Annotated in this window: 21 protein-coding genes and 2 pseudogenes; 15 read left to right on the top strand and 8 right to left on the bottom strand. The window is 45.3% G+C overall.

What is annotated here, in order from left to right:
- The 9 genes and pseudogenes from QUA33_RS07210 to QUA33_RS07170 form a co-directional block, all read left to right on the top strand.
- Nucleotides 1-848 (top strand): annotated as a pseudogene (locus QUA33_RS07210) (ATP-binding cassette domain-containing protein); the annotation flags it as partial.
- Nucleotides 849-888: 40 nt separating this feature from the next.
- On the top strand, nucleotides 889-1,689 hold the full coding sequence (locus tag QUA33_RS07205; protein ID WP_333147640.1) for an ABC transporter permease: 801 nt from the start codon (nucleotides 889-891) through the stop codon (nucleotides 1,687-1,689).
- A 150-nt stretch (nucleotides 1,690-1,839) separates the two neighbouring features.
- Nucleotides 1,840-2,742: an Rpn family recombination-promoting nuclease/putative transposase gene (locus QUA33_RS07200; RefSeq protein WP_333147637.1), complete on the top strand. Its 903-nt coding sequence runs from the start codon at nucleotides 1,840-1,842 to the stop codon at nucleotides 2,740-2,742.
- 44 nt (nucleotides 2,743-2,786) lie between these two features.
- Nucleotides 2,787-4,847, top strand: coding sequence for a Gldg family protein (locus QUA33_RS07195; RefSeq protein ID WP_333147635.1), 2,061 nt, complete (start codon nucleotides 2,787-2,789; stop codon nucleotides 4,845-4,847).
- 253 nt (nucleotides 4,848-5,100) lie between these two features.
- Nucleotides 5,101-5,739 carry a DUF4340 domain-containing protein gene (locus QUA33_RS07190; RefSeq protein ID WP_333147633.1) on the top strand — a complete coding sequence of 213 codons (639 nt, stop codon included), beginning with the start codon at nucleotides 5,101-5,103 and terminating at the stop codon, nucleotides 5,737-5,739.
- A gap of 257 nt (nucleotides 5,740-5,996) precedes the next feature.
- A complete protein-coding gene (locus tag QUA33_RS07185) occupies nucleotides 5,997-7,127 on the top strand; it encodes an ABC transporter ATP-binding protein (protein WP_333094573.1) in 1,131 nt (376 codons plus the stop codon).
- Nucleotides 7,128-7,381: 254 nt separating this feature from the next.
- Entirely contained in the window at nucleotides 7,382-8,512 is a 1,131-nt protein-coding gene (locus QUA33_RS07180) for a spermidine/putrescine ABC transporter substrate-binding protein (RefSeq protein WP_333094572.1), read from the top strand.
- A 144-nt stretch (nucleotides 8,513-8,656) separates the two neighbouring features.
- Nucleotides 8,657-9,568: an ABC transporter permease gene (locus tag QUA33_RS07175; protein ID WP_333094571.1), complete on the top strand. Its 912-nt coding sequence runs from the start codon at nucleotides 8,657-8,659 to the stop codon at nucleotides 9,566-9,568.
- Between the two features lie 83 nt (nucleotides 9,569-9,651).
- On the top strand, nucleotides 9,652-10,497 hold the full coding sequence (locus tag QUA33_RS07170; RefSeq protein WP_333094570.1) for an ABC transporter permease: 846 nt from the start codon (nucleotides 9,652-9,654) through the stop codon (nucleotides 10,495-10,497).
- A gap of 425 nt (nucleotides 10,498-10,922) precedes the next feature.
- Here the strand turns inward: QUA33_RS07170 and QUA33_RS07165 are convergent, their stop codons facing one another.
- The 3 genes from QUA33_RS07165 to QUA33_RS07155 all read right to left on the bottom strand — a co-directional run bounded on the left by QUA33_RS07165 (nucleotide 10,923) and on the right by QUA33_RS07155 (nucleotide 14,517).
- Complete coding sequence (locus QUA33_RS07165) at nucleotides 10,923-11,693, bottom strand: sulfotransferase family 2 domain-containing protein (RefSeq protein WP_333147631.1); 771 nt, start codon at nucleotides 11,691-11,693, stop codon at nucleotides 10,923-10,925.
- An 831-nt stretch (nucleotides 11,694-12,524) separates the two neighbouring features.
- The gene (locus QUA33_RS07160; RefSeq protein WP_333147629.1) at nucleotides 12,525-13,343 is read right to left on the bottom strand and encodes a fatty acid desaturase; all 819 of its coding nucleotides are present in this window, start codon (nucleotides 13,341-13,343) and stop codon (nucleotides 12,525-12,527) included.
- Nucleotides 13,344-13,704: 361 nt separating this feature from the next.
- Nucleotides 13,705-14,517 (bottom strand): acyl-CoA desaturase, encoded by an 813-nt coding sequence (locus tag QUA33_RS07155; RefSeq protein ID WP_194063518.1) that lies wholly within the window; start codon nucleotides 14,515-14,517, stop codon nucleotides 13,705-13,707.
- A gap of 80 nt (nucleotides 14,518-14,597) precedes the next feature.
- Here QUA33_RS07155 and QUA33_RS07150 point away from each other — a divergent pair, with 80 nt between their 5' ends.
- Entirely contained in the window at nucleotides 14,598-15,833 is a 1,236-nt protein-coding gene (locus QUA33_RS07150; protein WP_333147627.1) for a methionine gamma-lyase family protein, read from the top strand.
- A 349-nt stretch (nucleotides 15,834-16,182) separates the two neighbouring features.
- On the opposite strand, the gene QUA33_RS07145 is transcribed toward QUA33_RS07150, so the two are convergent.
- Nucleotides 16,183-16,815, bottom strand: coding sequence for a Vat family streptogramin A O-acetyltransferase (locus tag QUA33_RS07145; protein WP_333147625.1), 633 nt, complete (start codon nucleotides 16,813-16,815; stop codon nucleotides 16,183-16,185).
- Between the two features lie 236 nt (nucleotides 16,816-17,051).
- On the opposite strand from QUA33_RS07145, the gene QUA33_RS07140 reads away from it, so the two are divergent.
- The 4 genes and pseudogenes from QUA33_RS07140 to QUA33_RS07125 all read left to right on the top strand — a co-directional run bounded on the left by QUA33_RS07140 (nucleotide 17,052) and on the right by QUA33_RS07125 (nucleotide 20,911).
- Nucleotides 17,052-17,513: a GNAT family N-acetyltransferase gene (locus QUA33_RS07140; RefSeq protein WP_333147623.1), complete on the top strand. Its 462-nt coding sequence runs from the start codon at nucleotides 17,052-17,054 to the stop codon at nucleotides 17,511-17,513.
- Nucleotides 17,514-17,562: 49 nt separating this feature from the next.
- Nucleotides 17,563-17,934, top strand: a complete 372-nt coding sequence (locus QUA33_RS07135) for a DUF2237 domain-containing protein (protein WP_333094563.1) — start codon at nucleotides 17,563-17,565, stop codon at nucleotides 17,932-17,934.
- A 117-nt stretch (nucleotides 17,935-18,051) separates the two neighbouring features.
- Nucleotides 18,052-18,309, top strand: a pseudogene (locus tag QUA33_RS07130) (ABC transporter ATP-binding protein); the annotation flags it as partial.
- 409 nt (nucleotides 18,310-18,718) lie between these two features.
- Nucleotides 18,719-20,911, top strand: coding sequence for an alkaline phosphatase D family protein (locus tag QUA33_RS07125; RefSeq protein ID WP_333147621.1), 2,193 nt, complete (start codon nucleotides 18,719-18,721; stop codon nucleotides 20,909-20,911).
- A gap of 116 nt (nucleotides 20,912-21,027) precedes the next feature.
- On the opposite strand, the gene QUA33_RS07120 is transcribed toward QUA33_RS07125, so the two are convergent.
- Both QUA33_RS07120 and QUA33_RS07115 read right to left on the bottom strand, forming a co-directional pair.
- A complete protein-coding gene (locus QUA33_RS07120) occupies nucleotides 21,028-21,789 on the bottom strand; it encodes a leucine-rich repeat domain-containing protein (RefSeq protein ID WP_333147619.1) in 762 nt (253 codons plus the stop codon).
- Between the two features lie 240 nt (nucleotides 21,790-22,029).
- Nucleotides 22,030-23,229, bottom strand: coding sequence for a Coenzyme F420 hydrogenase/dehydrogenase, beta subunit C-terminal domain (locus QUA33_RS07115; protein ID WP_333147617.1), 1,200 nt, complete (start codon nucleotides 23,227-23,229; stop codon nucleotides 22,030-22,032).
- Nucleotides 23,230-23,637: 408 nt separating this feature from the next.
- Here QUA33_RS07115 and QUA33_RS07110 point away from each other — a divergent pair, with 408 nt between their 5' ends.
- Nucleotides 23,638-24,183 carry a hypothetical protein gene (locus QUA33_RS07110; protein ID WP_333147615.1) on the top strand — a complete coding sequence of 182 codons (546 nt, stop codon included), beginning with the start codon at nucleotides 23,638-23,640 and terminating at the stop codon, nucleotides 24,181-24,183.
- Between the two features lie 159 nt (nucleotides 24,184-24,342).
- Here the strand turns inward: QUA33_RS07110 and QUA33_RS07105 are convergent, their stop codons facing one another.
- Nucleotides 24,343-24,603: a hypothetical protein gene (locus tag QUA33_RS07105; protein ID WP_333094557.1), complete on the bottom strand. Its 261-nt coding sequence runs from the start codon at nucleotides 24,601-24,603 to the stop codon at nucleotides 24,343-24,345.
- Nucleotides 24,604-24,790: 187 nt separating this feature from the next.
- Nucleotides 24,791-26,275 carry a DEAD/DEAH box helicase gene (locus QUA33_RS07100; RefSeq protein ID WP_333094554.1) on the bottom strand — a complete coding sequence of 495 codons (1,485 nt, stop codon included), beginning with the start codon at nucleotides 26,273-26,275 and terminating at the stop codon, nucleotides 24,791-24,793.
- Between the last annotated feature and the right edge of the window lie 177 nt (nucleotides 26,276-26,452).

Raw genomic sequence — 26,452 nt, 5'->3', positions numbered from 1 at the left:
CAGTTGTCGAAAGACAAGAGTCGAGCGAGTATCGTGAACCAGAACCGATTGTCGAAAATCTAGAAGTTTCAGAAACCATAGAGTCGATCGACTATTCTCAACCAGAATCCGAACAGATTACAGAAACACCAGAGGAAATAAGCGATTTAGAACCTGAAATGCAACCAGTCGCAGAGTTTCTGGAAACTGTAGAAAGACAACTGTTGATCGAGCATCCTCAACCAGAACCGATTGTCGAAAATCTGCCCGTTGTTGCAGAAACGGTAGAGTCGGTCGAACATCCTCAACCAGAACAGGTTGTCGAAAATCTGCCCGTTGTTGCAGAAACGGTAGAGTCGCTAGAGCCTTCTCAACCAGAACAGGTTGTCGCAAATCAGCTCATTGTTCAAATGGTAGAGCCGATCGAGCCTTCTCAACCAGAACCCGACCTGATTTTAGATACGTCAAGGTCGATCGAGCCTTCTCAACCAGAACCGATTGTCGAAAATCAGCTCATTGTTCAAATGGTAGAGCCGATCGAGCATTCTCAACCAGAACCAGAACTGATTTTAGATACACCAAAGTCGATCGAGCCTTCTCAACCAGAACCCGACCTGATTTTAGATACATCAAGGTCGCTAGAACAGTCTCAACCAGAACCCGAACTGATTTTAGATGCGCCTAAGTCGCTAGAACAGTCTCAACCAGAATCCGAACCTGTTGTAAAAAATCGACCACTCAAAAAAAAGCCACAACCGAGTAGCGATTCTCGACCACAACAGCAACCAGTTAGCAAAAAGCGACAAATAGAAAGAAAAAAACAGGATAGCGACGGCAGCGAAACACCACCTGCCGGCGACTCAGAATGAACCAATTACCAATGGCCAATTACCCATTCCCAATTCCTAAATGTTAGTAATGATTAGTAATATTGTCGCAATTTACCGGAAAGAACTACAAAGCTATTTTGCATCGCCATTAGCCTATGCCATCGCAGCAGTCTTTTGGCTAATCACCGGCTACTTTTTAATAGCCATCCTCCTCGCTCCCGACGGGTTAATTCCCCAAATCGGCCAGCGAGACCAAATGGGAATTACCGAACCTCCCATCGACGTAGCCTACGAATTTCTGCAACTATTTCTGCGAATCATGGGTTCCCTTTCCTTGTTCGTACTACCTGCACTCTCAATGGGACTTTACGCAGAAGAACGCAAACGTGGAACCTTAGAACTATTAGCCACATCGCCCTTAACAAACTGGGCAGTTGCTACCGGCAAACTCCTCGGTGTTTTAACATTTTATACCACCATGTTGGTGCCCCTGCTGTTCTGCGAGGCGATCGCCCTCAGTTCATCAACCCCACCCGTACCCCCCGGAGTTCTTCTCCTAGGACACGGCGGCTTAATCTTACTAGCTGCAGGAGTATTGTCCCTCGGAATGTTTATTTCCTCCCTCACCGACAGCACAATTTTATCCGCCATCCTCACCTTTACTCTAGTATTATTTCTGTGGGTGATCGATGCAGCCGCCGTCGCTATCGGTGGCTCCTTCGGAACGGCATTAGGACATTTGTCGCTGCTAACAAATTACACCAATCTTGTCAAGGGAGTTTTCGATACCAGCAGTTTAATTATGTTTGCCAGTTACATCATTTTAGGAGTATTTCTGACCGCGCAATCCATCGATGCCTTGCGATATCAGCGTTCTTAAAAACATGGGGGAAGGCCTCGCAAAATAAAGAGGAAAGAGTGGCAAAGTAAAAAATTTGGAGAGTTGCACATTAAAGGAGACACCACCAATTCCCAATGCCCCATTCCCAATCCCCAATTAATGTTAGTTATTCCACTAATTACTTGAAAAATGAGATTTATCAATCCAAAAATCGACTTTGCGTTCAAAAAAATATTCGGTTCCAGCGACAGCAAAGACATCCTGATTAATTTTTTAAACGCCATCCTTTATGAAGCACAGCCTGTCATCGAAGACTTAGAAATAATCAACTCCCAACCAGAAAATCAAACTCTCGGAGTCCAAGACACACACCTAGATGTAAAAGCCATAATTAACGGCGGCAGAATCGCCCTAGTTGAAATTCAACTCCTCAACGTGCCTTCCTTCGGCAATAGAGTTTTGTACAACGCTGCCAAAAGCTACAGCCAGCAATTAACAGGAAAAGAACGCTACGAAAGACTAAAAACAGTAATTTCTTTAAAAATTGCCGACTTTGAAATGTTTGAAAATCAGCCAGAATTCATGTCGCGGTTTGTTTTCCAAGAAAAAGAGCAACAGTTTGACTATCCCGATACTGAAATAGAATTAGTATTTATCGAACTGCCCAAATTTAGCAAGGAATTAGCAGCATTAGAAACAACCGCTGACCAATGGATTTACTTTCTAGAAAATACCAGCACTCTGGAGACAGTACCAGAAACATTGAGGGCTGTACCAGAAATTGAGAAAGCTTTTAGCATTGCCAACGAGGACAACTTCACTCAGCAAGAATTAAATGAATTGCACAACCAAGAACTGTGGATTCAAGACCAGCAGATTGCCATAGATGTAGCAAGAGAACAGGTGACAAAAACCGCTCAACTCTCGTTAATATTGCGTCAGCTAGTGCGGCGCTTAGGCACAATACAACCGGAAACCGAAAACTGCATCCGTCAATTAGGTATACAGGAATTAGAAGAACTAGGAGATGCCGTGCTGGATTTCAATAAACCGTCAGATTTAACAGCATGGTTGCAGGCTAATGCGATATAGAATAACATCCTCGACCCGGAAATTTTTACCTCAATATTTACCTTATGAAAATTAGCAAAACAAATTGGAAATACGTTTTTTTGCTGGGCCCCCTCCTCATCGCAGCGGGGGTAACAGCAGCACTTGTATCTGGAGTATGGGACCCCCTGACAGTCGGTTTAGTTATTGCCGGAGCAGTAACGATCGCACTTTGGCTGCTATATTTGAGTTACGAACAAAGCTTTTGGGGGCAGCGTTCCACTCAAGCCAGCACCAACGCCCTGATTGCTACCCTCGCCGTCTTTGTGATACTCGGAGTAATTAACTTCATAGCCGTTCGCTATCCCGTCCGCATCGACTTAACCGAAAGCCAACAATTTACCCTTGCCCCGCAGACTCAACAAATACTCCGAAACCTGCAACAAACAGTCAAAGTTTGGGTATTTGACCCCATCCAAAACCCGCAAATCAAAGAATTGTTGCAAAGCTACAAACGCGAGGGAGGCGAAAAGTTCCAATTTGAGTTTGTTGACCCGCAGGCCCAACCGGGAAAAGCGCGGGAATTTAGTATTACTAGCATCGGAGAAGTTTACCTGCAATCCGGAGACAAAAAACAGGTACTGCAAAAAGGTGGCACTGCTTTTGGTAGCGACCCAAATCAAGGGCTTTCAGAGATAAAACTTACCAATGGCTTAGAAGAAATCCTGAGCACTCGCGTTGCTACAGTTTACTTTTTGCAAGGCAAAGGCGCCCGCCCGATAAAGGAAGGTCAAGGCGGAATTCAGCAAGCTGAAAAAGCTCTGAAAGATAAATACTACAACGCCCAAACGCTGAATTTGACCGAACGAAAAGAAGTGCCAGAAGATGCAGATGCTTTAATCGTTCCGGGGCAGGACAAACCGTTTTCCGATACAGAAATTAAAGCACTAAAAGCTTATCTCGATCGCGGCGGCAGTTTATTGTTAATGGTAGACCCGGCAACTGATACGGGATTGGACAAAATGCTGCAAGAATGGGGTGTCAAACTAGACACCCGTTTAGCCATCGATGCTTCGGGAACTGGTCAAAGATTTGGCCTGGGCCCCACGGTTCCCACAGTCAGGCGCTACGGCGAACATCCGATTACTCAAAGTTTTGGTACTGGCATTTCATTTTATCCGTTTGCGCGTGCTTTGGAAACATCGCCAGTAGAAGGGATAGAGGAAAAACCGCTGATTTGGACGAGTCAGGAAAGTTGGGCGGAAAGCGATTTGACTACTAAGAAATTGGAGTTCGATCAAAAGACCGATCGACAAGGCCCGCTATTATTAGGTGTAGCTTTAGTTCGATCGTCCACTGCCAGCACTCCCTTAAAGCCCTCACCTTCACCAACACCAACACCCGTCACGCCTTCACCCCAAGCATCGCCGACAACATCACCATCACCGACAACTTCCCCATCACCGACAACATCACCATCGCCCATAGATTCACCATCGCCGACAGATTCACCATCGCCGACACCTTCGCCATCGCCGACAACATCACCATCGCCGACAACATCACCATCACCGACAACATCAACATCACCGACAACATCACCATCGCCGACAACTTCCCCATCGCCGACAACATCACCATCACCTATAGATTCACCATCGCCGACAACTTCGCCAACAGCTTCCCCAATCAGCTATTCAGTGATTGTCTCGCAAGAAGCAACGCCTCCAGCATTACCGACGACTTCGCCAACACCTGCAGCATCTCCCACAGCATCTCCCACAGCATCGGCAGAAAATTCGCCAACACCAACACCTGCAGCATCTCCCACAGCATCTCCCAGTCCAACCGCAACTCCTTCCGCGCCTTCAACTCCTAGAAAAACATCGCGAATGGTAATAATTGGCACATCTCAATTTGTGACTAACGGTTGGTTTGACCAACAACTCAATAGCGACGTGTTTCTCAATTCAGTCAGTTGGTTGAGTAAACCAGACCAGCAAAGCTTTTCTATCAGTCCGAAAAAAGCTACCAACCGCCGTATTAACATGACGACCATCCAAGTAGGATTGCTGGTGTTAGCTTGGCTAATTTGGCCTTTACTCGGACTGGGAATTGGTGGCGCTATCTGGTGGAAGAGAAGATAAGTTCGCCAACAAATTCTCTAAGGAATTTAACGGATTTATTTGCCTCTTTCTGGTTTTTTCACCTCTTAGCCATTACCAATTGCTAATTCCTAATTCCGCAAGGTGCGCCCGGTCGCGCACCTTACCCATTGTCAATTCCTAATACTTCGGCTACGCGAGCGTACAAGTTCCTAATTCCTAATTTCCCTAGGGTGCGTCTCTTACCAATTCCCCATTCCCCATTCCCCATTACCATGCCGAATTCGCTGTTACTATGAAATTGCAGAAAAATACATTAGTATTGATAGCCGTCGCGCTGAGCATGACGGGGTTGGTTGCTTTGTTCGAGATGCAAGTGTCTCCGAAACAGGAAGCCGCTAAGGAAGAAAAACAGAAAATTTTTGCTTTTAAGTCCGATCGCGTACAATTCTTTACAGTCAAAACTCCCGACAAAATATTGACTTTTGAGCGAGTTTATGCAACAAAAGGAGGCAAGTCTAGCTGGGAAATGAAATTGCCAGTGCAAGCACACGCGAGTCAGGCATCGGTGGATTTTTTGCTCGACAGGCTGGCAACAGGAAAGAGCGATCGCACGATTAATATTACTGCTGCTCAACTGCCAGAATTCGGTCTCGACCAACCCCAAGCTACAGTCACAGTAAAACTGGACAACCAAGAAACTCACCGCCTAGTTTTAGGCAAAACAGACTTTAGCGGCCGCTTCTTGTACGCTCAAGCCAATCCGCCGGAAGCGCCCCCTCAAAATTCAGCCGAAAATTTGCCCGTGCTGCTAGTACCTTTTGACTTTAAAAATGCCACTCAGCGACCTTTGTCAGAGTGGAAAAAAGCAGAAGCACCGAAAACAGAGAAACCGCAAAAACCCTCTCCCATGCCAAGTCCTGAGAATCAATAGATGGCCGATCGATCTGAGATGTTGCACCATTCTCAATAAGCCTTTGATGAAGAGGCAAGATGCCTGTTCCACAAAGAGTGCATTTTCTTGTGGAACAGGCTAGGGAAGCCTGTTGCTGACAATGGTGCGCTCTGGGATAGAATTTAAAGAACAAATCCCAAAACCTGTTACATCCAACATTCCTCACCTAAAATACAGAAAAGTCTAAACTTAAACTGTATTTAAGTGGCGTGCATTACCCCCAGGAAAGGGCGAATATGTTTCAGACAGCACTCAACCAAGGTACGACAGCAACGGATACAGCGCTTGACGTTGAACTCCGCAAGGTCTTTAAGGTATTTAACGGCGAAACCGCAGTCCGCGGAGTTGACCTCAACATCCGCCGAGGAGAATTTTTTAGCATCCTCGGGCCCAGTGGCTGCGGCAAGACTACGACGCTGCGCTTAATCGCTGGGTTCGAGACTCCCTCAGCGGGCGAATTGATGATTCGGGGCCAGTCGATGACCAACACTCCAGCTTACCGCCGTCCGGTAAATACTGTTTTTCAAAGCTACGCTTTGTTCGGACACATGAATGTCTGGGACAATATAGCTTTTGGATTGCGGATCAAAAAGCTGGGGAAAGCAGAAATTGAAGAACGGGTACGGGAAGTTTTGCAATTGGTGAAAATGGAATCTTTCGCCAACAGGTTTCCCGGTCAAATGTCGGGCGGTCAGCAGCAGCGGGTGGCTTTGGCGAGAGCTCTGGTCAATCGACCGGCGGTTTTACTGCTGGACGAGCCGTTGGGTGCTCTGGATTTGAAGTTGCGGAAGCAGATGCAGTTGGAACTGTCGAATTTGCATCAAGAATTGGGTTTGACTTTTGTGATGGTGACTCACGACCAAGAAGAGGCGATGAGTCTGTCTGACCGGATTGCGGTGATGCACGAGGGGAGGATTGAGCAAATTGGCTCTCCTGAAGAAATTTATGAGTGCCCGCAGACGGCTTTTGTGGCCGATTTTATTGGCGATACGAATTTGTTTGGGGGTACGGTAGAATCGATCGACCGATCGACTATCACAGTTCGCACATCAGCCAATCTGAAAATAGTCGTTCAGCAGTCGGATATGTGGAGTGGCGTCACAGGCGACTCTGTGGTGGTCAGCGTCCGGCCCGAAAAAGTATATTTGAATCTCTACCAGCCGGAAGTGTCGGTCAACTGTTTTGAAGGGCGGCTCAAAAATACTATGTACATGGGCACGCACGTTCATTACGTGGTTGAGTTGGCGTCGGGCGATAAAATTACTGTACGCCAGCCAAATACCGGTGGCTCTTTCCCAGACCCGCACACGCCGATTTACGCTTATTGGGGAACTACTGATTGTCTCGCTTTGACCGATCGAGCATAATTACGAAGGAAGTTCGGCAACGAACCCGCGAGATTTAACGGATGTCACTGAGGTCGGGAAGTTCGGCAACGAGCAGTGTACGGGATTTAAGAGATTTAACGGATGGATGTTGCAGGGAAGTTCGGCAACGAGCAGTGTAGGGATTTAACGGATTTAATCGAATTTCCCCATCCCTAATTCCCCAATCTAAAATCTAAAATCGAATTTCCCCATCCCCAATCTAAAATCTAAAATCTAAAATCTAAAATCTAACTGTGCCTCCGACTAACTTACCAATTTCCAGGATTTTCCCGGCTAATTCTACACGCCGTCAGTTCCTAAAAAATTCGGCGGCCACAATTTCCGGTTTAGCTCTTTCGAGTTGTGGCTGGCGACTTGCAGACGTACAATCTGCTCCTCCCGTCAAAGGTGCGGCAGACAAACTTTTCATCTATACTTGGGCAGGCTATACCGATGAAGCTTTGCTCGATCGCTTTGCCGAAAAAACCGGCATTCGCGTAGTGGCCGACGTGTTTAGTTCCAACGAAGAGATGCTGGCGAGAGTTCAAGCCGGTGGCGCCCGCGCCTACAGTATCATTTACCCATCTGATTACATGGTGGTTCAAATGACGGAACTCGGGCTGTTGAGCCCATTAGACCATTCGGTTTTGGGCGGGCTCGATCGGCTAAAAAAACAGTTCCAAAACCCTGTCTATGACCCAGGAAACCGCTACAGCGTGCCTTTGAGTTGGGGAACCACAGGCTTGATTTACAACACCGAACAACTCAAAGAAGCTCCTGAAGATTGGGACTATTTGTGGCAGCACAAACAGGAGTTAGCAAAGCGAATGACGCTGGCGAGTGATGTTCGAGAAGTCATGGGCGCTGCGTTGCGGATGCTGGGCTATTCTCTGAATTCTACAAATCAAGAGCAAGTGAAACAAGCTTACCAAAAGTTGGTGGAACTCAAACCGGCGATCGCATCTTTTACTACTGATGCTTGGCGGCCTCAAATGCTGACGGGGGATTTGAAGGTAGCTATGTGTTATTCTTCTGATGCTAATGAAGTAATTTCAGATAACGATAAATTGAAGTATATCGTCCCTAAAAGCGGTTCTTCTCTATGGACTGACACTTTAGTAATTCCTCAAGGTGCTCCCAATCCCGAAGCAGCTTATAAATGGATTAACTTTCTCCTGCAAGCCGATGTCGCTGCTTCTTTAGTAGAGCGGCTCAGTTTTTCAACTCCTTCGGAAGATGCTTTTAGTTTGTTGACGCCGGAAGTCCGCGAAAACGAGATTCTTTTCCCTTCGGAAGATATTTTGAAAAAGTGCGAAGGTGTGGCTCCTGTAGGGAAATTTATGGAAGTTTACGATCGCTATTGGACTCAATTAACCAGCGGCTAATCATCAAACCGAGGGCGGGTTTTACACGCAATCTCTAATTATAACCCAATATTTACACAAACTCGCCCCCGCACAGCAGATCGCCCAGTCTATCCGTATTATATCCGCGTTAATCCGCGGTTAAAAACTCAAAAAAATTGATCTATGGCTGTTTCAACTAGAACTCCCCCTCCTATTCCTCCCAATTCTCCATTGAAGGCTGAAACTGTTTCCCCGTGGTCTGCTTGGGCGGGGCCACTGGCATTGTTGGGCCCTTCTGGCTTGTTGCTGCTTTTATTATTAGTCATACCAACCCTGGTGATTTTTCAGCTTAGTTTGGTGCCGAATATTAAGCCAGGAGATTTGGTGAATCCTTCGGGAATCGGCAATTACCTGCGAGTGTTTGAGCCGCTAAATTTGCAGGTGATGGGTCGATCGCTCTTTTTCGCCACGGGGACTACTATTCTGTGTTTGCTGCTGGGATTTCCCGTCGCTTACTGGATCGCCCTCAATGTCCCGAAAAAGTGGCGGAATTTAACTTTGTTAGGCTTTGTGTTGCCGCTGTGGACTTCTTCACTGTTGCGATCGTATGCTTGGATTACAATTCTGCGTCCTACAGGGGTTCTCAACTCGCTGCTGGCACTTGTAGGCATTCCTCCTCTGGAATTACTCAATCAAAGTTCCGCAGTTTTAATCGGCATGGCTTACAGTTATTTGCCTTATATCGTGACAATTCTCTACGCTTCTTTGGAAAAGTTAGACCGTAGGTTGCTAGAAGCATCTCAGGATTTGGGCGCCAATCCAGTGGAAACTTTCTGGAAAGTGACAGTACCTCAGACGATGCCAGGAATTGCTGCGGGTTCTTTGCTAGTATTTATTAGCTGTTTGGGCGATTTTGTCGATCCGGAGTTGCTCGGTGGAGCTTCTAGTATGACGGCGGCTCGTTTAATTTACAATCAGTTTTTGGGGGCGACTCAAAATTGGGGTCTGGGTTCGGCTCTGAGTATGGTATTAATCTTTGTAGTGAGTATAGGAATTGCCCTTTTGCTGAAATATGGCGATCGTAATGCAATTTAAGTTAGTTGACTGTTAACTGTTGACTGTTGACTGTTGACTGTTCCATAACCAATTACTAATTACCAATTACCGATTACCGACAAATGGAAAATACCGCCGACAATCCACAGGAGGAAATACAAGCCGATATGTACTTAAAACCTAAATTTAAGATTTCTTGGCAGGTAATATTTGCCGTTTTGATGTTTTTTTATATGTACCTGCCTATCCTGGTACTCACATTTTACAGCTTTAACAAATCGCGTTTTAGCGCCGGTTGGGAAGGATTTACTTTAGATTGGTACGTTAAATTATTTAGCGATACGCGGATTTTAGTTGCCCTGAGAAACAGTTTAACTGTTGCTGTTTGTGCAGTTGCAATCTCGGCTGTACTCGGCACTTTGATGGCCGTTGGTTTAGCCCGCTACCGCTTTCCTGGCAAGAGTTTATATCAGGGAGTTTCCTACTTGCCGATTATTATTCCAGATATTGCGACCGCAGTTGCTACTCTGGTATTTTTAGCTGCGCTGGCTATTCCTCTGAGTTTGTGGACAATAGTCGCCGCTCACATTGTGTTTTGTCTGGCTTACATCGCCCTAGCTGTTTCTACTAGATTGGCTGATTTAAACCCGTATTTAGAAGAGGCTGCCTTGGATTTGGGCGCAACGCCTGTTGAAGCTTTTATTCAGGTTTTGCTCCCTCAATTAATACCCGGAATTGTTTCGGGTTGTCTGCTGTCTTTTGTCCTCAGCATGGACGATTTTTTAATTGCGAGTTTTACCGCAGGTAGCGGGACTACAACTCTGCCGATGGAAATTTTTAGCCGGATTCGGACTGGGGTAAAACCGGATATTAATGCTTTGAGCGTGCTCTTAATAGTAGGTTCGGGAGGATTGGCATTTTTAGCGGAATATTTGCGCGGCCGGGGCGAGCAAAAACGGACTCATTAGTCCTTAGTCCTTAGTTCTTATTCCTTGGTGATTGGTTATTAGTCAATACGGTTCAGTTAGTGCTAAAAAAACAGATGGTGCGTAGTGCGTAGGTTGGGCCCGGAGGGAACGAACCCTCCGTTTCACTCCGCCCAACATTTTCGCTACAATTTTCCTTAACCCAAGCGTATTGGTCTAGGAATAGACCGAATCAGGATTGTAGACCTTCTTCCCTGTTGATAAAAACGACGTTTATTTCGAGTTAACTTCATTAATTCTTGTACGAGTTCAGAATGTCGATCGAGATAATTTATCCACTGCTCTCCATCTCAGCTAACGCCAAATGTACTCTGTCTACGGTATCTTGCTCTTCCTGCGGGGGAGATATTTTACCATCTTGAATATCCTGTTTTGGATACTTGTCATGGCTCCACTCAGCAAAAATCTTAAGTGCTTAAAGTTTTTTGTCGTTCCTCAAATAACTGTTTTGCAAACTGATAAAGCTCTATATCTAGCAGATTTTGTTCGGCAATTAAATGTAAAGTTTGCTGATTAATATTAGAAGTTTTCGGTTTGTTTATCCCCACATTTTCTGCAACCATTTGAATTTGCGACCAACCCAGATGTCTGCTGAAAGTTCCTAAACTTTCAGCAAACCGCTCTTGAATGCCAAAATTATAGTAGTGAAGTAGGTTGTGTTTAGCTTGTTCTAGCATATTACAGGAACAATGACCGTAAGGTACTTTCCAGCCAGCTCCGGATAGCATTCTCACCTGCAAATTGTCAAATTCTATTGATTGTTTCCAAGAGATTAAACTTTCAAGGGTGTGTTCCGTTCTGCCGAATACGTGGTAGTAAAAAGAGATGACTCGCTCTATTGGTTCGCGCAAGAGCGTGATATAATGAAAAGTATCGACAGGCAATAAATTATGAATCCCAAAAGGTTTATGTCCGCTAATGGCTCTCAGCTTCACCAAGCCATTAAAGTTTTGATCGTTTACGTCAGGAAGATACTGAAAATAACTTCTCAGTTCATTAAGTAATTCATCTGCATTTTTTGTCGTTACCGTTGGATCATCATAAAACATAAATACAGCATCTTTACCATACTGTTGCATGAGAATATGACGCAATGATGTCCCTGCTGTTTTGGGAATATGCGTAAAAATAATTAAACCTTTCTGGAGATTTTGAGCAAAATTTTTGGCAGCTTCCATTTTTGATTATCTACTTTCAAGTATCAGATGTCTGGCAACTAAGTCAACGAGTAATTTCAAGAATAAGGGAGTTGCTTATTATCGGACATTAGGAGTATGTTTTTTATGTTTACGGGCTAATAAAATCCCATGAACTTGTTTCATATTTACTGCTATTTTAGATTCCTTGATATTTTTTAATTGATTAAACTTTTCTCAGTACAGTTATGAATTTATTGAGATTTTTTTGAGCTAACTCTTTTTCAAGCTTGATCTGAGCTTGCTCATACCGATAGAGGAAGAATTTTAAAAATTTTTTTGAGTCCACAGGTGAAAGTAAATCCTGTAATCGATAACAAATAATTGCTGAATAAGTTTTTCGAGTTTATTTGTCTAAATTTTTGCTATTAATATACCCTTTCAGTGATTGCCCTGTCAAGAAAAATCCAAATAGCTCTCAAACTCTCTCACAATCAAGTTTTCAGCATTTGTGTGTGCCTCGCATAGGTACAAATCACTGCAAACCCACCCCTAGTAAAGCTTTCAGGCATTAAAATTCACCCCTTCTCTCCCCCACCTATAGCCCACTACGTTTCAGTTAGTGCTAAAAAAACAGATGGTGCGTAGTGCGTAGGTTGGGCCCTTGGAACGAACCCTCCGTTTCACTCCGCCCAACATTTTCGCTACAATTTTCCTTAACCCAAGCGTATTAGGTTATTAGTCATTAGTAATTGGTGGTGAGTCACCAAAAAACCCGGTTTCTTTGAGAAACCGGGTTTCTCAAGCGGTAAGGTGCGTGGCCCGGCGCAGCCTACAGCCTAAAGAGGTTCTGCGTCTAGGACCCAATTGCTGCTATTTTGCTGCTGGTAATTTCACCTTAGTAGCCAAACCTACTGCTTCCAAAAATTGAATTGTCATCCAAGTGAAGTCAATTTCCCACCTTTCCATCCCGTGACGCGCAGAGTATTGATAAGCATGGTGGTTGTTGTGCCAGCCTTCGCCGTAAGTCAAAAGCGCAACCCACCAACAGTTAGTAGAACTATCCTTTGTTTCGTAAGTGCGGTAGCCAAATTTGTGAGTGGCGCTGTTCACAAACCAGGTGCAGTGATAAACGAAAACTAAGCGGACAAAAATTACCCAAACTACAAAAGGCCAGCCTGCTGCTAAGTAAAGCAAGACGCCAAAGGCGATTTGAATTGGCAGAAAGTAATTTTGCAAAAATTGATAAAACGGGTCGCTTGAAATGTCTTTTGTGCAGCGGGAAATTTCAGCGTGAGCTGGACCTTTATATAGCATCCAGCCGATGTGACTCCACCAAAAACCCTTTTGGGCATTGTGAGGGTCGAGGGCATTTTGGTCAGAGTGGGTGTGGTGCAATCGGTGCAGCCCAACCCAATCAATTATTCCTCCTTGGCAGGCAAGGGCTCCGCAAAATGCTAGAAAGTATTCTACGAATTTTGGTGTCTGAAAACTGCGGTGGGTGAGCATACGATGCCATCCGAGAGTTATTCCCAAACCGCCGGTTATCCAGTGCATAAATACTGTTAAACCAACTGCTGTCCAATTGAAGTTACTGGGTAGCAGGGCGAACAAAGCGCCGATATGAAGTCCTGCTAAACTAATAACGTGCTTCCAATTGTAGTGGAGTTTTTCTTGCGTTGCTATTGTCATTCTTTTTTTGATTTCTGATGAGATGCCGACCGGGATTCACGCATAATAGTTTGGATTGAGCAGTGAACTTTTTTTGCTGCACACTTGCCCAAACTAATAAAGAATCAATGATAGATTTGGGATTAGGATTGAAAAAGATTTACGGTTGTATTTTGAAAATAAAAAATTTGGCTGCCAAACAAAATTTTTTGTTCCCAATTATATTATAACGGATTCTGGTTTTGGTTGGGTCGATCGCACTAGAAGATGCGAGGTTACTTCAACCCAACCTGTATTCGATCGCAAAAAACAGGATTAGGCATTGGTCACTAGCCATTAGTCCAGAACTGATGACCTACAACCAATGACTAATTGCCGATCGCTATTTTTCTGCTAATTTCACTTTGGTTGCCAAACCCAGCGATTGCAGCAGTTGAATTGTCATCCAGGTGAAGTCGATTTCCCACCATTGAAGACCGTGGCGAGCTGAGTATTGAAAAGCGTGGTGGTTGTTGTGCCAGCCTTCGCCGTAGGTAAGCAGGGCAACCCACCAGCAGTTGGTCGAGCGATCGCCCGACTCGTAGGTGCGGTAGCCGAATTTGTGGGTAGCGCTGTTAACCAGCCAAGTGCAGTGGAACACCACCACGATCCGCATAAACACTCCCCAAACCACGAAAGACCAGCCGCCTAATAAATAAAGCAACACACCGAAGACAACTTGGATGGGGATAAAATATGCTTGGAGAAACTTGTATACTGGGTCGTCGCCGATGTCTTTAGTAAAGCGGGGGATTTCCACTCTGATCGGAAGATCCGAGAGCATCCAACCCATGTGGCTCCACCAGAAGCCTTGATTGGAATCGTGGGGATCTGTTTCGGTGTCGGAATGTATGTGGTGTAACCGGTGCATTCCTACCCAGTCGATCGGGCCACCTTCACAGGAAAGGGTACCGCAAATAACTAGAAAATACTCTAGCCATTTCGGTGTTTGAAAACTGCGGTGGGTGACTAGGCGGTGAAATCCGAGAGTAATTCCTAAACCACCTGTTACCCAATGCAGGAAGACTGCTAGCCCGACCGCAGACCAGCTAAAATTACCCGGCAGCAAAGCAAATAAAGCACCGATGTGCAGAAAGGCCATAAAGCCTACGACAGGCCAATCAGGAGAAGTTTTTTTGGAAGTTGCAATCGTCATGAATATATTGTGTTTACAAACTAGGGGCCGCATCTACGCCATAATGAACAGCGCGCACGCAAAGGGTGAGCGAGGTATAGATGAATAGCGTTTCACGGCTACAGGAAGCAGAACAGGCACTCTTTCAGATTTTTTCTGGTATTGACACTACAGTCAAGCAAAATCTTCAACGAGTCTTAAAAGCTTTTCGCAGCCACCGGGTTGGAGTCCACCATTTTGCAGGGGTTACGGGTTACGGCCACGATGATTTGGGTCGGGAGACTTTGGACGGGGTGTTTGCCGAAGTGGTAGGGGCCCAGGCTGCGGCTGTCCGGGTACAGTTTGTTTCGGGTACTCACGCGATCGCCTGTGCTCTTTTTGGCATCTTGCGTCCTGGTGACGAAATGTTGGCAGTGGCTGGTTCTCCCTACGATACTTTAGAAGAAGTGATCGGCTTGCGGGGGCAAGGTCAAGGTTCACTGCTTGAGTTTGGCATTAGTTACCGTGAGTTGCCTCTAACTCGCGAAAGAAGTGTGGATTGGCAGGCATTGAGCTCTACTATTTCAGCAAAGACTCGCCTGGTTTTTATCCAGCGCTCTTGCGGCTATTCTTGGCGGTCGAGTTTGTCTATTTCTGAGATCGAAAAAATCGTCGCCATAGTCAAACATCAGAATCCTAACACAATTTGCTTTGTTGATAATTGTTACGGAGAGTTTGTTGATGATTGCGAACCTACTGCTGTGGGTGCGGATCTGATGGCTGGTTCTTTAATCAAAAATCCGGGGGGTACGATCGTCCCTGCTGGAGGTTACGTTGCTGGGAGGGCTGATTTAGTAGAGGCGGCAACTTGTCGCTTGACGGCGCCGGGAATCGGCAGCAGCGGCGGCGCAACTTTTGATTTGAATCGACTGCTGTTTCAGGGTTTATTTATGGCTCCCGGTTTTGTGGGGGAGGCTATGAAGGGAAATCATTTGACCGCTTATGTTTTTTATAAGTTGGGTTATCGAGTGAATCCTATGCCTTTGGCTAGAAGACGAGATGTGATTCAGGCAATCGAATTCGGTTCTGCTGATAAGTTAGTGGCTTTTTGTAAGGCCGTTCAGCAAAATTCTCCCGTGGGTTCTTATTTAGACCCGATCCCAGCTCCGATGCACGGATATGAAAGTCAGTTGGTGATGGCTGGGGGTACTTTTATTGATGGGAGTACGTCGGAGTTTTCGGCTGACGGGCCTCTGCGGGAGCCTTACGTGGCTTTTTGTCAGGGGGGGACTCATTGGACTCATGTATCGATCGCTCTTGAGGATGCGATCGAGGCTGTGGGCCCAGCAGCTAAGTAAGTTGTAGGGACGGTGCGGTATAGGAGATCCCTGGGTTTGCATGGTGATTTTTGGGGATTTTTTGACCACGAATTTCTTGATGGTACCCGCCACGTGATTTATCCGTGGAATCAATCCAAAATCTAAAATCGAAAATCCTCAAGCCCCCCGCATTTATCCGTGGGGTCAATCTAAAATCTAAAATCTAAAATCTAAAATCGATTGACCGCAGATGCAGGCAGATTGACGCTGATGAACGCAGATTAGAAGATGTATCCGGGGTCGGCTGCTGGGAGTGGGTTCGCCTTCGATCGCGCCGGAACCGGTACACAGGATCGGAGTTAAAATTAATATCGCTGTATTTGCGAGTTTACTCAGCATTTTTGAGTGATTGAATATCCCCTTGCATAATTATGCTGACATTGCGCGAAATCTTGTCTATTTCCCAATCCCACCACCTAATTTCTAATAGTTGTGCAACTTCACGATCGCTAAAACGCTGTTTGATTGGATGGGCGGGGTTTCCACCTGCCACGGTATAAGCGGGAATGTCTTTTACTACAACGGATTTGGCAGCAATGACGGCACCATCGCCGATTTTTACTCCGGGCATAATCACGGATTCATAGCCGATCCAAACATCATTGCCAATGACGATATCGCCTTTACTTGGCAGTTCCATTAATAAATTCATCGCTGTTTCCCAACCATTCCCAAAAACCGGAAAAGGATAAGTTGAAATACCGTCTAGTTTATGATTCGCACCGTTCATAATGAATTTGACGTTGGTGGCGATCGCACAAAATTTACCAATAATTAACCGATCGTTTCCGTAGTTATAAAGTACATTTTTTTCAAAGTTTTCTGGATCTATTGGATCGTCGTAATATGAGTAATCGCCGACGATAATGTTGGGGGATTTAATAAAGTTTTTGATGAAGCATACGCGCCGCTGATCGGTCATCGGATAAGGTCGGTTTGGATCGGGCCCAATTTCTGTCATAAATTTCCATCCTTATTCGTTAAGCTGCTGGATTGATGTAGTGTTAATTCGAGTTAGGTTTGCTTATGCTTCATTAACATAGAGTAATAGAGTTTGTCAAGGGGTGGGCGAGAAAATTGGGGTCGATCGCCCTGCAAGAAATGAGACAAAATGGTAAAAGCCAACATCCATCCGCGTTCCGAAGCGGTTAAAAATCCCAAATTAATATTAAAGAAGCGATCGCAGTGAGATAATTTATGAGAATACGAACCTACGAAGTCGGTGATACCCAACAAATTGTAAAACTTTTTTACGACACCGTACACGAAGTAAACATCCGCGATTACACAAAAGCACAAGTAGATGCTTGGGCACCAGCAGATATGGATATCGAAAGTTGGACTAAAAGTTTAAGCAGTAAATTTACTTTCGTAGCAGAAGAGGGCGATCGAATTGCTGGTTTTGGGGAGTTGGAAGCAAGCGGCCATATCGATCGCTTTTACTGTCATCAAGATTTTCAAAGACAAGGAGTCGGTAGGTTAATTTTAAAACAAATTGAGTCAAAAGCCAAAGACTTAGGAATTAACAAGTTATTTACCGAAGCCAGCATTACAGCTCGACCTTTTTTTGAAACCCAGGGATTTATGGTGATTAGAAAACAAGAAGTAGAACGGAGAGGACAAAAATTCATCAACTTTGTCATGGAAAAAAATATATAAACAACGATTTGTGTAAAATTAGATCGAAGAGTTTTACTCAGGAGTTGCGATGGTGACGGAAGCTACAAATGTGCTGGGCGGAAAGTTAGAGACTTGCTGCACTTCGCCAATGACAGGATATTATCGGGACGGCAAATGCAATACAGGTGGTGGCGACTTTGGGGCTCACACTGTTTGTGCTCAACTGACAGAAGAGTTTTTGCAATTCACCAAGTCGAATGGAAATGATTTGAGCACTCCGGTTCCCGAATTTAACTTTCCCGGTTTGAAGCCTGGGGATTGCTGGTGTTTGTGCGCTTCTCGCTGGAAGGAAGCAATGGATGCGGGAGTTGCGCCGCCTGTGGTTTTGGCTGGGACTCACGCCTTGACTTTGGAATACGTTTCTTTGGATGAATTGAAGCAGCACGCTGCTGATTTGTAGGAGGATGTTGGTGTGCGATCGCTTTTAGTCAATAAGGGCGATCGTGCTTTTATGATGAACATCAAGTCAATAAATTTGAGATTGGAGATTTTAGAGCGATCGCCACTCAAATATTTAAGTGCGATCGCTCGTCATTTCGATGTTTTACTATTAGATGAACTTACGGCTTTACTCGATCCTGATTCTCAGTTAGATTTGGTGTCCGCGGTGCAGCGTTTGGTCAAAAATTGCGGGCTGACGGCTTTGTGGGTGACTCACGGTTTGGATGAGTTGAATTATTGCGATGGGGCTTTTTTGTTGGAGAAGTGTGAAGTGGTAGATGGGGGCGATGCACCAAGGTTAAAGCAGCGGTTGATGCAAATTCAGGAAGTTTAGCGGCTGAAGTTTGGCCAGAATTAGCGATCGCATTTCATCGGACGTGATATTAAAGGTAAAACAAGGATGACTAACGGGACTCAGACAAAAACTGAAGCCATTTTGGCTAAAACCCAGATAGAGAAATACTTTTACCTCGAATGGGTATTAATTTAGTTATACCAAGGGTTTCAGACATTTTTAGGTTATGGATTTCTTTTCATTTCCTAGAAGGGGTTTCAGATTTTAAAGGGCTGGAAAAGGTTTAAGTCCCACTAAAAAGCTTGCTGTGTAAGCCTTATTGCTTCTTCCTTGTTCCTTCTTTCTTTTACTTAACGATCGATCGCGATCGCGATACTGTATAATCCTGTGAAGGCTATTTTGAGCCGCCACAGTCATTATTAAACAACAACACTTCATATTTTCCCTTATGTTAGACGCTAAAACTCTATTTCAAGAAAGCTACTATCTGGCTAAAAACTTAGAGGTGGGCGCCGCTGTTACCAAAGGGAACTTCCAAAACGGATTTGAACACTTTAGCAAATTTGGTCAATTTGAGGGCGGCAACCCTAGCGCCCTATTCGATACTAATTATTATCTCCTAAATAACCCTGATGTTGCCACCGCTGTCAACAGCAAAGCTACCACAGCAATACAACACTTCATTAATTTTGGAGAATCAGAAGGCCGCAATCCTAGCCCATTCTATAACAACAGCTATTATCTAGGGAAAAATCCCGATGTTGCTGCGGCTGTCGATCGCGATGAAATTACTGGTATTGGTCACTTCATCCAATTTGGTGAATCGGAAAACCGCAGTCCTAGCCCTTTATATAACGTTAGCTATTATCTGGCAAAAAACCCAGATATTACTGCTGCTGTTGAGCGCGACGAACTTACTGGCATTGAACACTTTATCAAGTTTGGCGCTGCTGAAGGGCGAGATGTCACCCCATTTATTAAGTCTGGTGACTCAACCTTGCCAAATGGTGTTGCTTCTGGAGATACCACCCAAACTTCAACTGTTTTGTGGACTCGCAGCACAGTTCTGGGTAATGTTGTCTTTGAATACTCCACCGATCCAAACTTCAGTAACAGTCTCGGCACTCTCACAGATACCGTCACCGATGTTACCGTACCCGTGAAAGCCGAACTGACGAATTTAAACCCTGGTACTCAATATTTTTATCGAGTGCGCGATGCCGCTGGCACTTCAGCAGTTGGGCAATTCCGCACTGCTGCTGAGTTGGGAAATCGCCAGGGTTTACGATTTGGGGTAGCAGGCGACTGGCAAGGTCAACTTACTCCTTTCCCGGCGATCGCAAATGCGCCGGAACGCAATCTCGACTTTTTTGTTCGCATCGGCGACTCCGCTTATGTAGACGATCTGTCGCCGGATTTGCCGGGAGTCAGACAACCTAAAACTTTTGAAGAGTTTAGCACCAAATATAACGAAGTCTACGGTCAACGTTATGGCCTCAATACCTGGGCTGATTTGCAGGCTTCTACCACAATCTATGCTAGCTGGGATGACCACGAACTCACGAATGATTTTGCCGGGGGTGCAACGCCTGCTGAGTCGCCGCAAAAAGAAGGAATTTTTGGGACGGGGGGAGGCTTTGTCAATGATACGCCTGTATTTGACACGGCTTTACAAGCATTTCAAGCCTACAATCCCGTGCGAAATGATTTTTATGGCAATACGGGCGACTCTCGCACTGCTAATGAGCAGAAACTTTATCGGTCTAATACCTTCGGCAGTGATGCAGCTACATTTGTTTTAGATTTGCGCTCTTTCCGAGATAATTCTTTGAAAAGTATCCCAGAAACTTCCGACCAAGCTACTGTTAATAAGTTTCTCAATGATGCCTTTACGCCGAATCGCACGATGTTAGGGGGGGCGCAACTTCAAGACTTGAAAAATGACTTACTGAAAGCTCAACAAAATGGCATAACTTGGAAGTTTATTATGTCAAGCGATCCGATACAAAATTTTGGTATTGCGGTTGCAGGCGATCGCTGGGAAGGTTATGCTGCTGAACGAACAGATTTGCTGCGTTTCATCAAAGAAAACAACATCAAAAATGTTGTTTTTGCGACCGGAGATTTTCACGGATATGTCGTGAATAATGTCACCTATCAAGAAGCCCCAGGTCAGCCGCAAATCCCTACGGATGTTATTGATGTAATGACCAGTCCTGTTGCTATTCAGTTGAACATCGGGCAAGGGCCGTTTGCCGCCCCCTTTGGCCCCGCAACGGTGGCTTTTACGCCCGCCGCTTTGCTGCCACAATCGGAAAAAGATCGCTATAATTCATTGCCGACAAGGGAACAAAAAGATGCCTTTGTCCGCAATATTCTGGATACTCGGACAGCGCCGCTAGGATACGATCCAGTTGGTTTGGAAGGTTCTGGGATTGACGCTAGACTGATTCAAGGAGAGTATTTAGGAGTGCATACCTACGGCTGGAATGAGTTTGAAATTGCTCCTGAGAGTCAGCAGTTACGGGTAGTAACTTATGGTATTGAACCTTACACGCAGTCGCAACTTGATGCTAATCCCAGTGCGATTATTAATCGAAAGCCGTTTATTGTCAGTGAGTTTGTTGTTAATCCTAAGTGATTAAATAGACTTCTTGCAAAAATATCCAGGCGATTGAAATCGCGGTGACACAAACTAAGTCCGCCTACGCGGACTTTAAAATGATAATTATGGTGATTTATGTCCTAATTTGGTAGCTAGAATTTTCGTAGTTTAAGTTGTGGTTTCCACTTACAGATAGACTCTGGCTTGAGTGGGCAAGTTTTGGGAGCGATCGGATTTCCGCTGAGTTGTAACCAAGTCAGGTTAGTTAAGGATTGCAATGGTTTGATGTCATTGATTTGATTGTTTTCGAGATTGATCGCAGCCAGTTTAGTCAAAGATAGCAATGGTTTGATGTCGCTGATTTTATTATTGTTGAGGTCTAACCAAGTCAGTTTAGTCAATGATGCTAGGGGTTTGATGTCACTAATTTGATTGTTGCTGATGTCTAACCAAGTCAGGTTAGTCCAAGATGCCAGCGGTTTGATGTCGCTGATTTGATTGTTGTTGAGTTGGAGAGTAGTCAGGTTAGTCAAGGATGCTAGCGGTTTGATGTCGCTGATTTGATTGTTGCCGACGGAGAGTGTAATCAGGTTAGGCAAAGATGCTAGCGGTTGGATGTCACTGATTTGATTGTTACTAATGTGGAGTGTAATCAGGTTAGTCAAAGATTCTAAAGGTTTGATGTCGCTGATTTGATTACCCCAGAGGAAGAGTGCGGTGAGACTCGAAAGTTTCTGATTAGCCGCATCGCACTGAGTAGTTCCTGCTTCCTTCAAGAGCACCTCAACAGTATGTTTACTTTCATGACTCAAAGAATCTTTTTCGCGACACCATTCAGCAAATGTTTTGTTTCCCGATCGCACTTCTGCTGCTGCTTTCACCGACTCTCCATTTCCAGATAATGCTAGAAGCACACAACAAGCAAGTGCGATAGACCTGCGTAAATTGATATATTTCTGTGCCACTATAAGGGTCATAATCTTATATATCTAATTGAAAGTTAAAGCCATCTTTCACAAACAAAACCAATAATTAATTCAGTCCTTTTCAAAGGACTTAAGCTTTGAGGCAGGGGTTTAAACCCCTGCCGGACTGAAGGAAAGAGGCAATATCATGTCCCTGCAAAATACCTCTTAAAAACTCTCCGAATCACCTCACTCAGGCAACTTATACTGCCCCACAATCCGCTTAGCATATTCCGGTACATGAGCCTCTAATTTCTCAGGATAATTGCGCTTCACATACAGATAATTGCGAGTGAAATGAGAATCAATCGAAAACCGAGCATATTCCAAACCCTTTGGCCCAATTCTCTCAATAAAAACTCCCATTAACTTCGCCGCCCACATCGGCAAAGTCACTCCTTTTTCGTAAGCGGGAATGCTTTGCTGAACGGCTTCTTTTCGGTTTCCCTTAGACATCACCGGCTGAGTATTTAACTGATCCGTTACCAAGTCTAACATCTCTTGCCCGGTGTCATTTCGCACCACAATCCACTGCCAGCCAAAAGGTGCGCCCATGTAGCCCACAACTAAATCTGCTAAAGAATTCACATAATCAAAACAGCTCAAACAAGAAGGAGCAAAAACATCTTTCAATTCTTTAGTATTCAACCCAAAGAACGGCACTTTTTCTTCCGAACCATCTTCGTGTTTGAAGTGAACGTTAAAGTCTTGCATAAACTCGTAAGAAACCACCGTTTCGGGAGAACGGCTAGTCGTGTCTAGAAATTTCTGCAAGCCTGCACGGCTGACATTATCCACGCACGGAGTTCCCAAAACGTAGAGCTTCTCTAAACCGAGTTTTTTCTCAACTGTTCGCAAAGCTTGAATTTGACAGCCGACGCCAATTACTAACAGCCGCTTCATCCCCGATTTTTCGATTTGTTCTAATACTGAAAGATTGGGAGAGAGAGTTGGTTTGTTTACTTTGGCTGCGAGAATTTCTTCGCGATTTCTAGCAATTATCGGCATCGGTTGAAAACGGTCTTCTTTAGTATTTTGGACGCAAACAACGCCTTCTACAATTCCTTTTTCGAGCATTTCAATGGCAATTGTGCTGACGATTCCCGTCCACTGAGCGCCCTCGATCGGCTCTTTTTTTCGAGCCGCCATCATGTTTTGACTGACTCCGAAATACCAATCGTCGGGATTATCGAGATTGCGCGATCGCCCGTGAATTTCTGCTTCCAGTTCCGCAATGTGCTGTGTTAAGAAAGCACAAGATTCCTTGACATAATGAATGTAATATGTATCGCACAAACCGCACTCGCTGCAAAGTTCTTTAGCGGGGCGGCGGCTACCCGGTTTGAGGGCCTTGGATTTTTGGTGCTTAGTAGAATCTGTTGCGGTCATCTAAATTACTTATTTTATGCAGATATGGCTTTTGTTAGGATATCACAGCAATTTCCCTTGATTTACCTACTTTATTCTTTCTTTCAGTCCTCGCAGGCGGACGCAAGCTTGTGCGGGAGCAAATTCGGTGCGCCCGAAATTGGCGGTTTTCAAAGCTTAAAAAATATTAGTCAGGACTTACCTAGGTGGCGCTACAAACCCGGTTTCTTGCTGAATACGTCGCTGTTAAACCTAAGATTTATGGTAACCGGGTTTCTTTTTGTAGTTTTGGTAAAAAAATTCGGTTTCAGAGCAGCGCAGTGCGTCCAGGAGTGTTGGTGTAAGTCCTATTAGTATCAATCCGGATCGAGCGGGCGATCGCGCGAATACATTGCCAAATAAAGCTATAAAAAAATGGTAAAAATATTTGTGACAACAGCCGTCGCTGGCATCATGATGAATCTCGCAATTTCGAGCTTAGGATTTGCTGCTTTAGTTCGTCCTATTCCTGCTATGAATCAAACTGTTGCGACTCTAGAAAGAATGCTCAGCGCGACACAAAAGCCGACGGCACTGAACTATTCGCGCCTGGGGATTGGCGGCGTTCGGTTGGGGATGCCTGTAGAAGAGGCAAAACGCAAGTTGGGAAAACCGCAGCGCGACGAAACTAAACCTGCTGGACCTGGCATTGGCGGCAAGATTCGCACGCTAACCTACTCAGGATTGACGGTAACTGCATGGGATGGCAAAGTTTATTTGATTTCTGCTACCAAGCCCAAGTTCGTGACAATTGATGGTGTGAAGGTAGGAGATAACAGCCAAAAAGTTGTTAAAACTTACGGTTATGGGTCGCAATCTGTTCAGGGTGGAGTGACTCGGTTGACTTACAGCAATGACCAAAAGCCTTCTAATTTGATTTTGGAAATTAAGGGCGATCGCGTGCAAAAAATTCTTGTGAACACGCAGCTAAACTGAAATATTAAACCACAGTGCAAAAGTCCGGGTTCACAAGTTTGTAATAAGGACTTTATTCCTTATTACTGAGAATTTTTAGCCTTTCGGTGAGTTGACTGGAGGGCTTTTTCCTGATGTGCGTGAAGCGTAGCTATCCCGTAGGGAATCGCCCGCGTCTCCTTAATCCTCTTCATCCTCATCCGACAATTTGGCCATTTCTTCAGCGACTAGCGTCTGAAAATCCTCACCGCAGTGAACGTTCAGATGAATTGCAGCACTGAGGAAGTCTGCTAGAATTTCAGCTTTTTGTCGATCGCTCAAATCAGGTAACTGAAGCTGATGGATTAAAGTAATCACATTTTGACACTCAGTACCCAATTCATCAATTAACGTTCTCAGTGTAGAATTAGTTACAGAAATTGTCCGATCTCTAACTTGCATATTGACTTATGTTGTTTTGGAATAATTAAACCGCAGAGAGCGCAGAGGGCACAGAGGAAGAGAAGAGAGAGATGAATAATTCCGATCTCAACGGATTTGATATTACCCATAAAAAAAAGTAGAGGTGCGATCGCGATCGCATCTCTACAAAAATTCTAAATAAGGTGCACATTGTGCACCCTACCAATTAGCTGTTCTGGGGAACAGGAGCACTCGGTGCTCCAGAAAAAGTCGGCGCTACAGAATTACTTGGCGTAGGAGTCTTAGCGCGTTTCTTGATCAAGATTGGCTTGACGCTGTTTTCTGCACCAATCGGGGGATCTTCTTGTTGAGCGTAATCAGCGCCCATCCAAGCAGGACGGCTTTGATCGAAAGCCATTTGCAAAGCAGCAGCGGCGATCGCGTGGGAGTCGTACTCCTCGGATAACTGAGACACCAGAGGCAAGAAAGATGCCATCCGTTCGCCAGCCAAAGCTTCGCGAACTTTACCCTGCATCTTTTCCAACTGACGAGCTTCAATTTGCGCCCGTGTCGGAATGTTTCGCACCGTCAAGCTCGATCGCACGTGGCGTTCAATCAAGCGCAGTTTGCGGCGATCGACCGGTTGAATCAGCGTAATCGCCGTTCCTTCGCGACCAGCCCGGCCCGTGCGTCCGATCCGGTGAACGTAGCTTTCCACACTGTCGGGCAAATCATAGTTAATTACGTGAGTCAAGTGATCCACGTCCAGACCCCGCGCCGCAATATCAGTCGCCACTACCCAGCGCACCTGACATTGGCGGAACCGATGCAACAAGCGTTCCCGCTGTGCCTGATTCAAATTACCGTGATACTCGTCAACGCTGTGACCTGCTGCTTGAAGTTGGCTGGTGAGTTCTGCAGCCGACTGCCGAGTCCGCACAAAAATCAGTGCAGATTCCGGGTCTTCCATTTCTAAAATTGGCTGTAGGGCTCTTGCCTTCGACCAGCCGCGGGGAATCATGTACACGCCTTGGCTGATGCGCTTTGGCGTTGCTTTTGGCTGTTCTACGGTGACGTTGACTGGGTTACGCAAATGCCGCGCCACCAATTTGCGAATGGAAGCTTCCATCGTCGCCGAGAAAAATGCCGTTTGACGTTCTTTTGGTGCAGCATCCAAGATTTTTTCCACATCTTGGATAAAGCCCATGCTCAGCATTTCGTCAGCTTCATCCAAAACCAGCCACTTTACCTTGTCGAGTTTCAGGCTGCCACGGCTGAGCATATCCAATATGCGTCCGGGTGTACCGACAACGACGTGAACGCCGCGCTTCAAACGCTGCATTTGACGCTCGATCGATTGACCGCCGTACACTGTCAGAACTTGCAGAGAGCGACCCACTTTTACCGGGCCGTCGCTGCTGATGCCGCTCAAATCACGAATGGCTTCAGTTACTTGCATCGCCAATTCGCGAGTCGGCGTCAGCACCAGTGCTTGCACCGCAGTTACATCTAAATCAATCCGCTCCAAGATGGGCAACGAGAATGCTGCCGTTTTGCCTGTCCCTGTTTGGGCTTGACCCACAACGTCGCGACCTGCTAGCAAGTGCGGAATTGCTTGTACTTGGATGGGAGTAGGTTCTGTAAAGCCTAGTGTTTCCAGATGGAGAACGAGTTCTTCCGAAAGACCTAAGCCTTCAAACAATAAATTCATTAATGCTCCTAATAACGAGTCTTAGCCTTCTAAGTTGCCCAACTCGGATGCGGATTTCTGCTCTAGGGCAGGAACTCATAAGAGTTCTTTATGGTGCTGCGCCTGCGCGCACCTTCTTAAATAGCAATCGAGTATAGGGCAGCTCCGTCGATGGTGACTAAATTTACCAATTCGACA

It is taken from the genome of Microcoleus sp. Pol14D4 (assembly GCF_036701245.1).
Classification (GTDB): domain Bacteria; phylum Cyanobacteriota; class Cyanobacteriia; order Cyanobacteriales; family Microcoleaceae; genus Microcoleus.
This window is presented reverse-complemented; position numbering and strand designations above follow the sequence as displayed.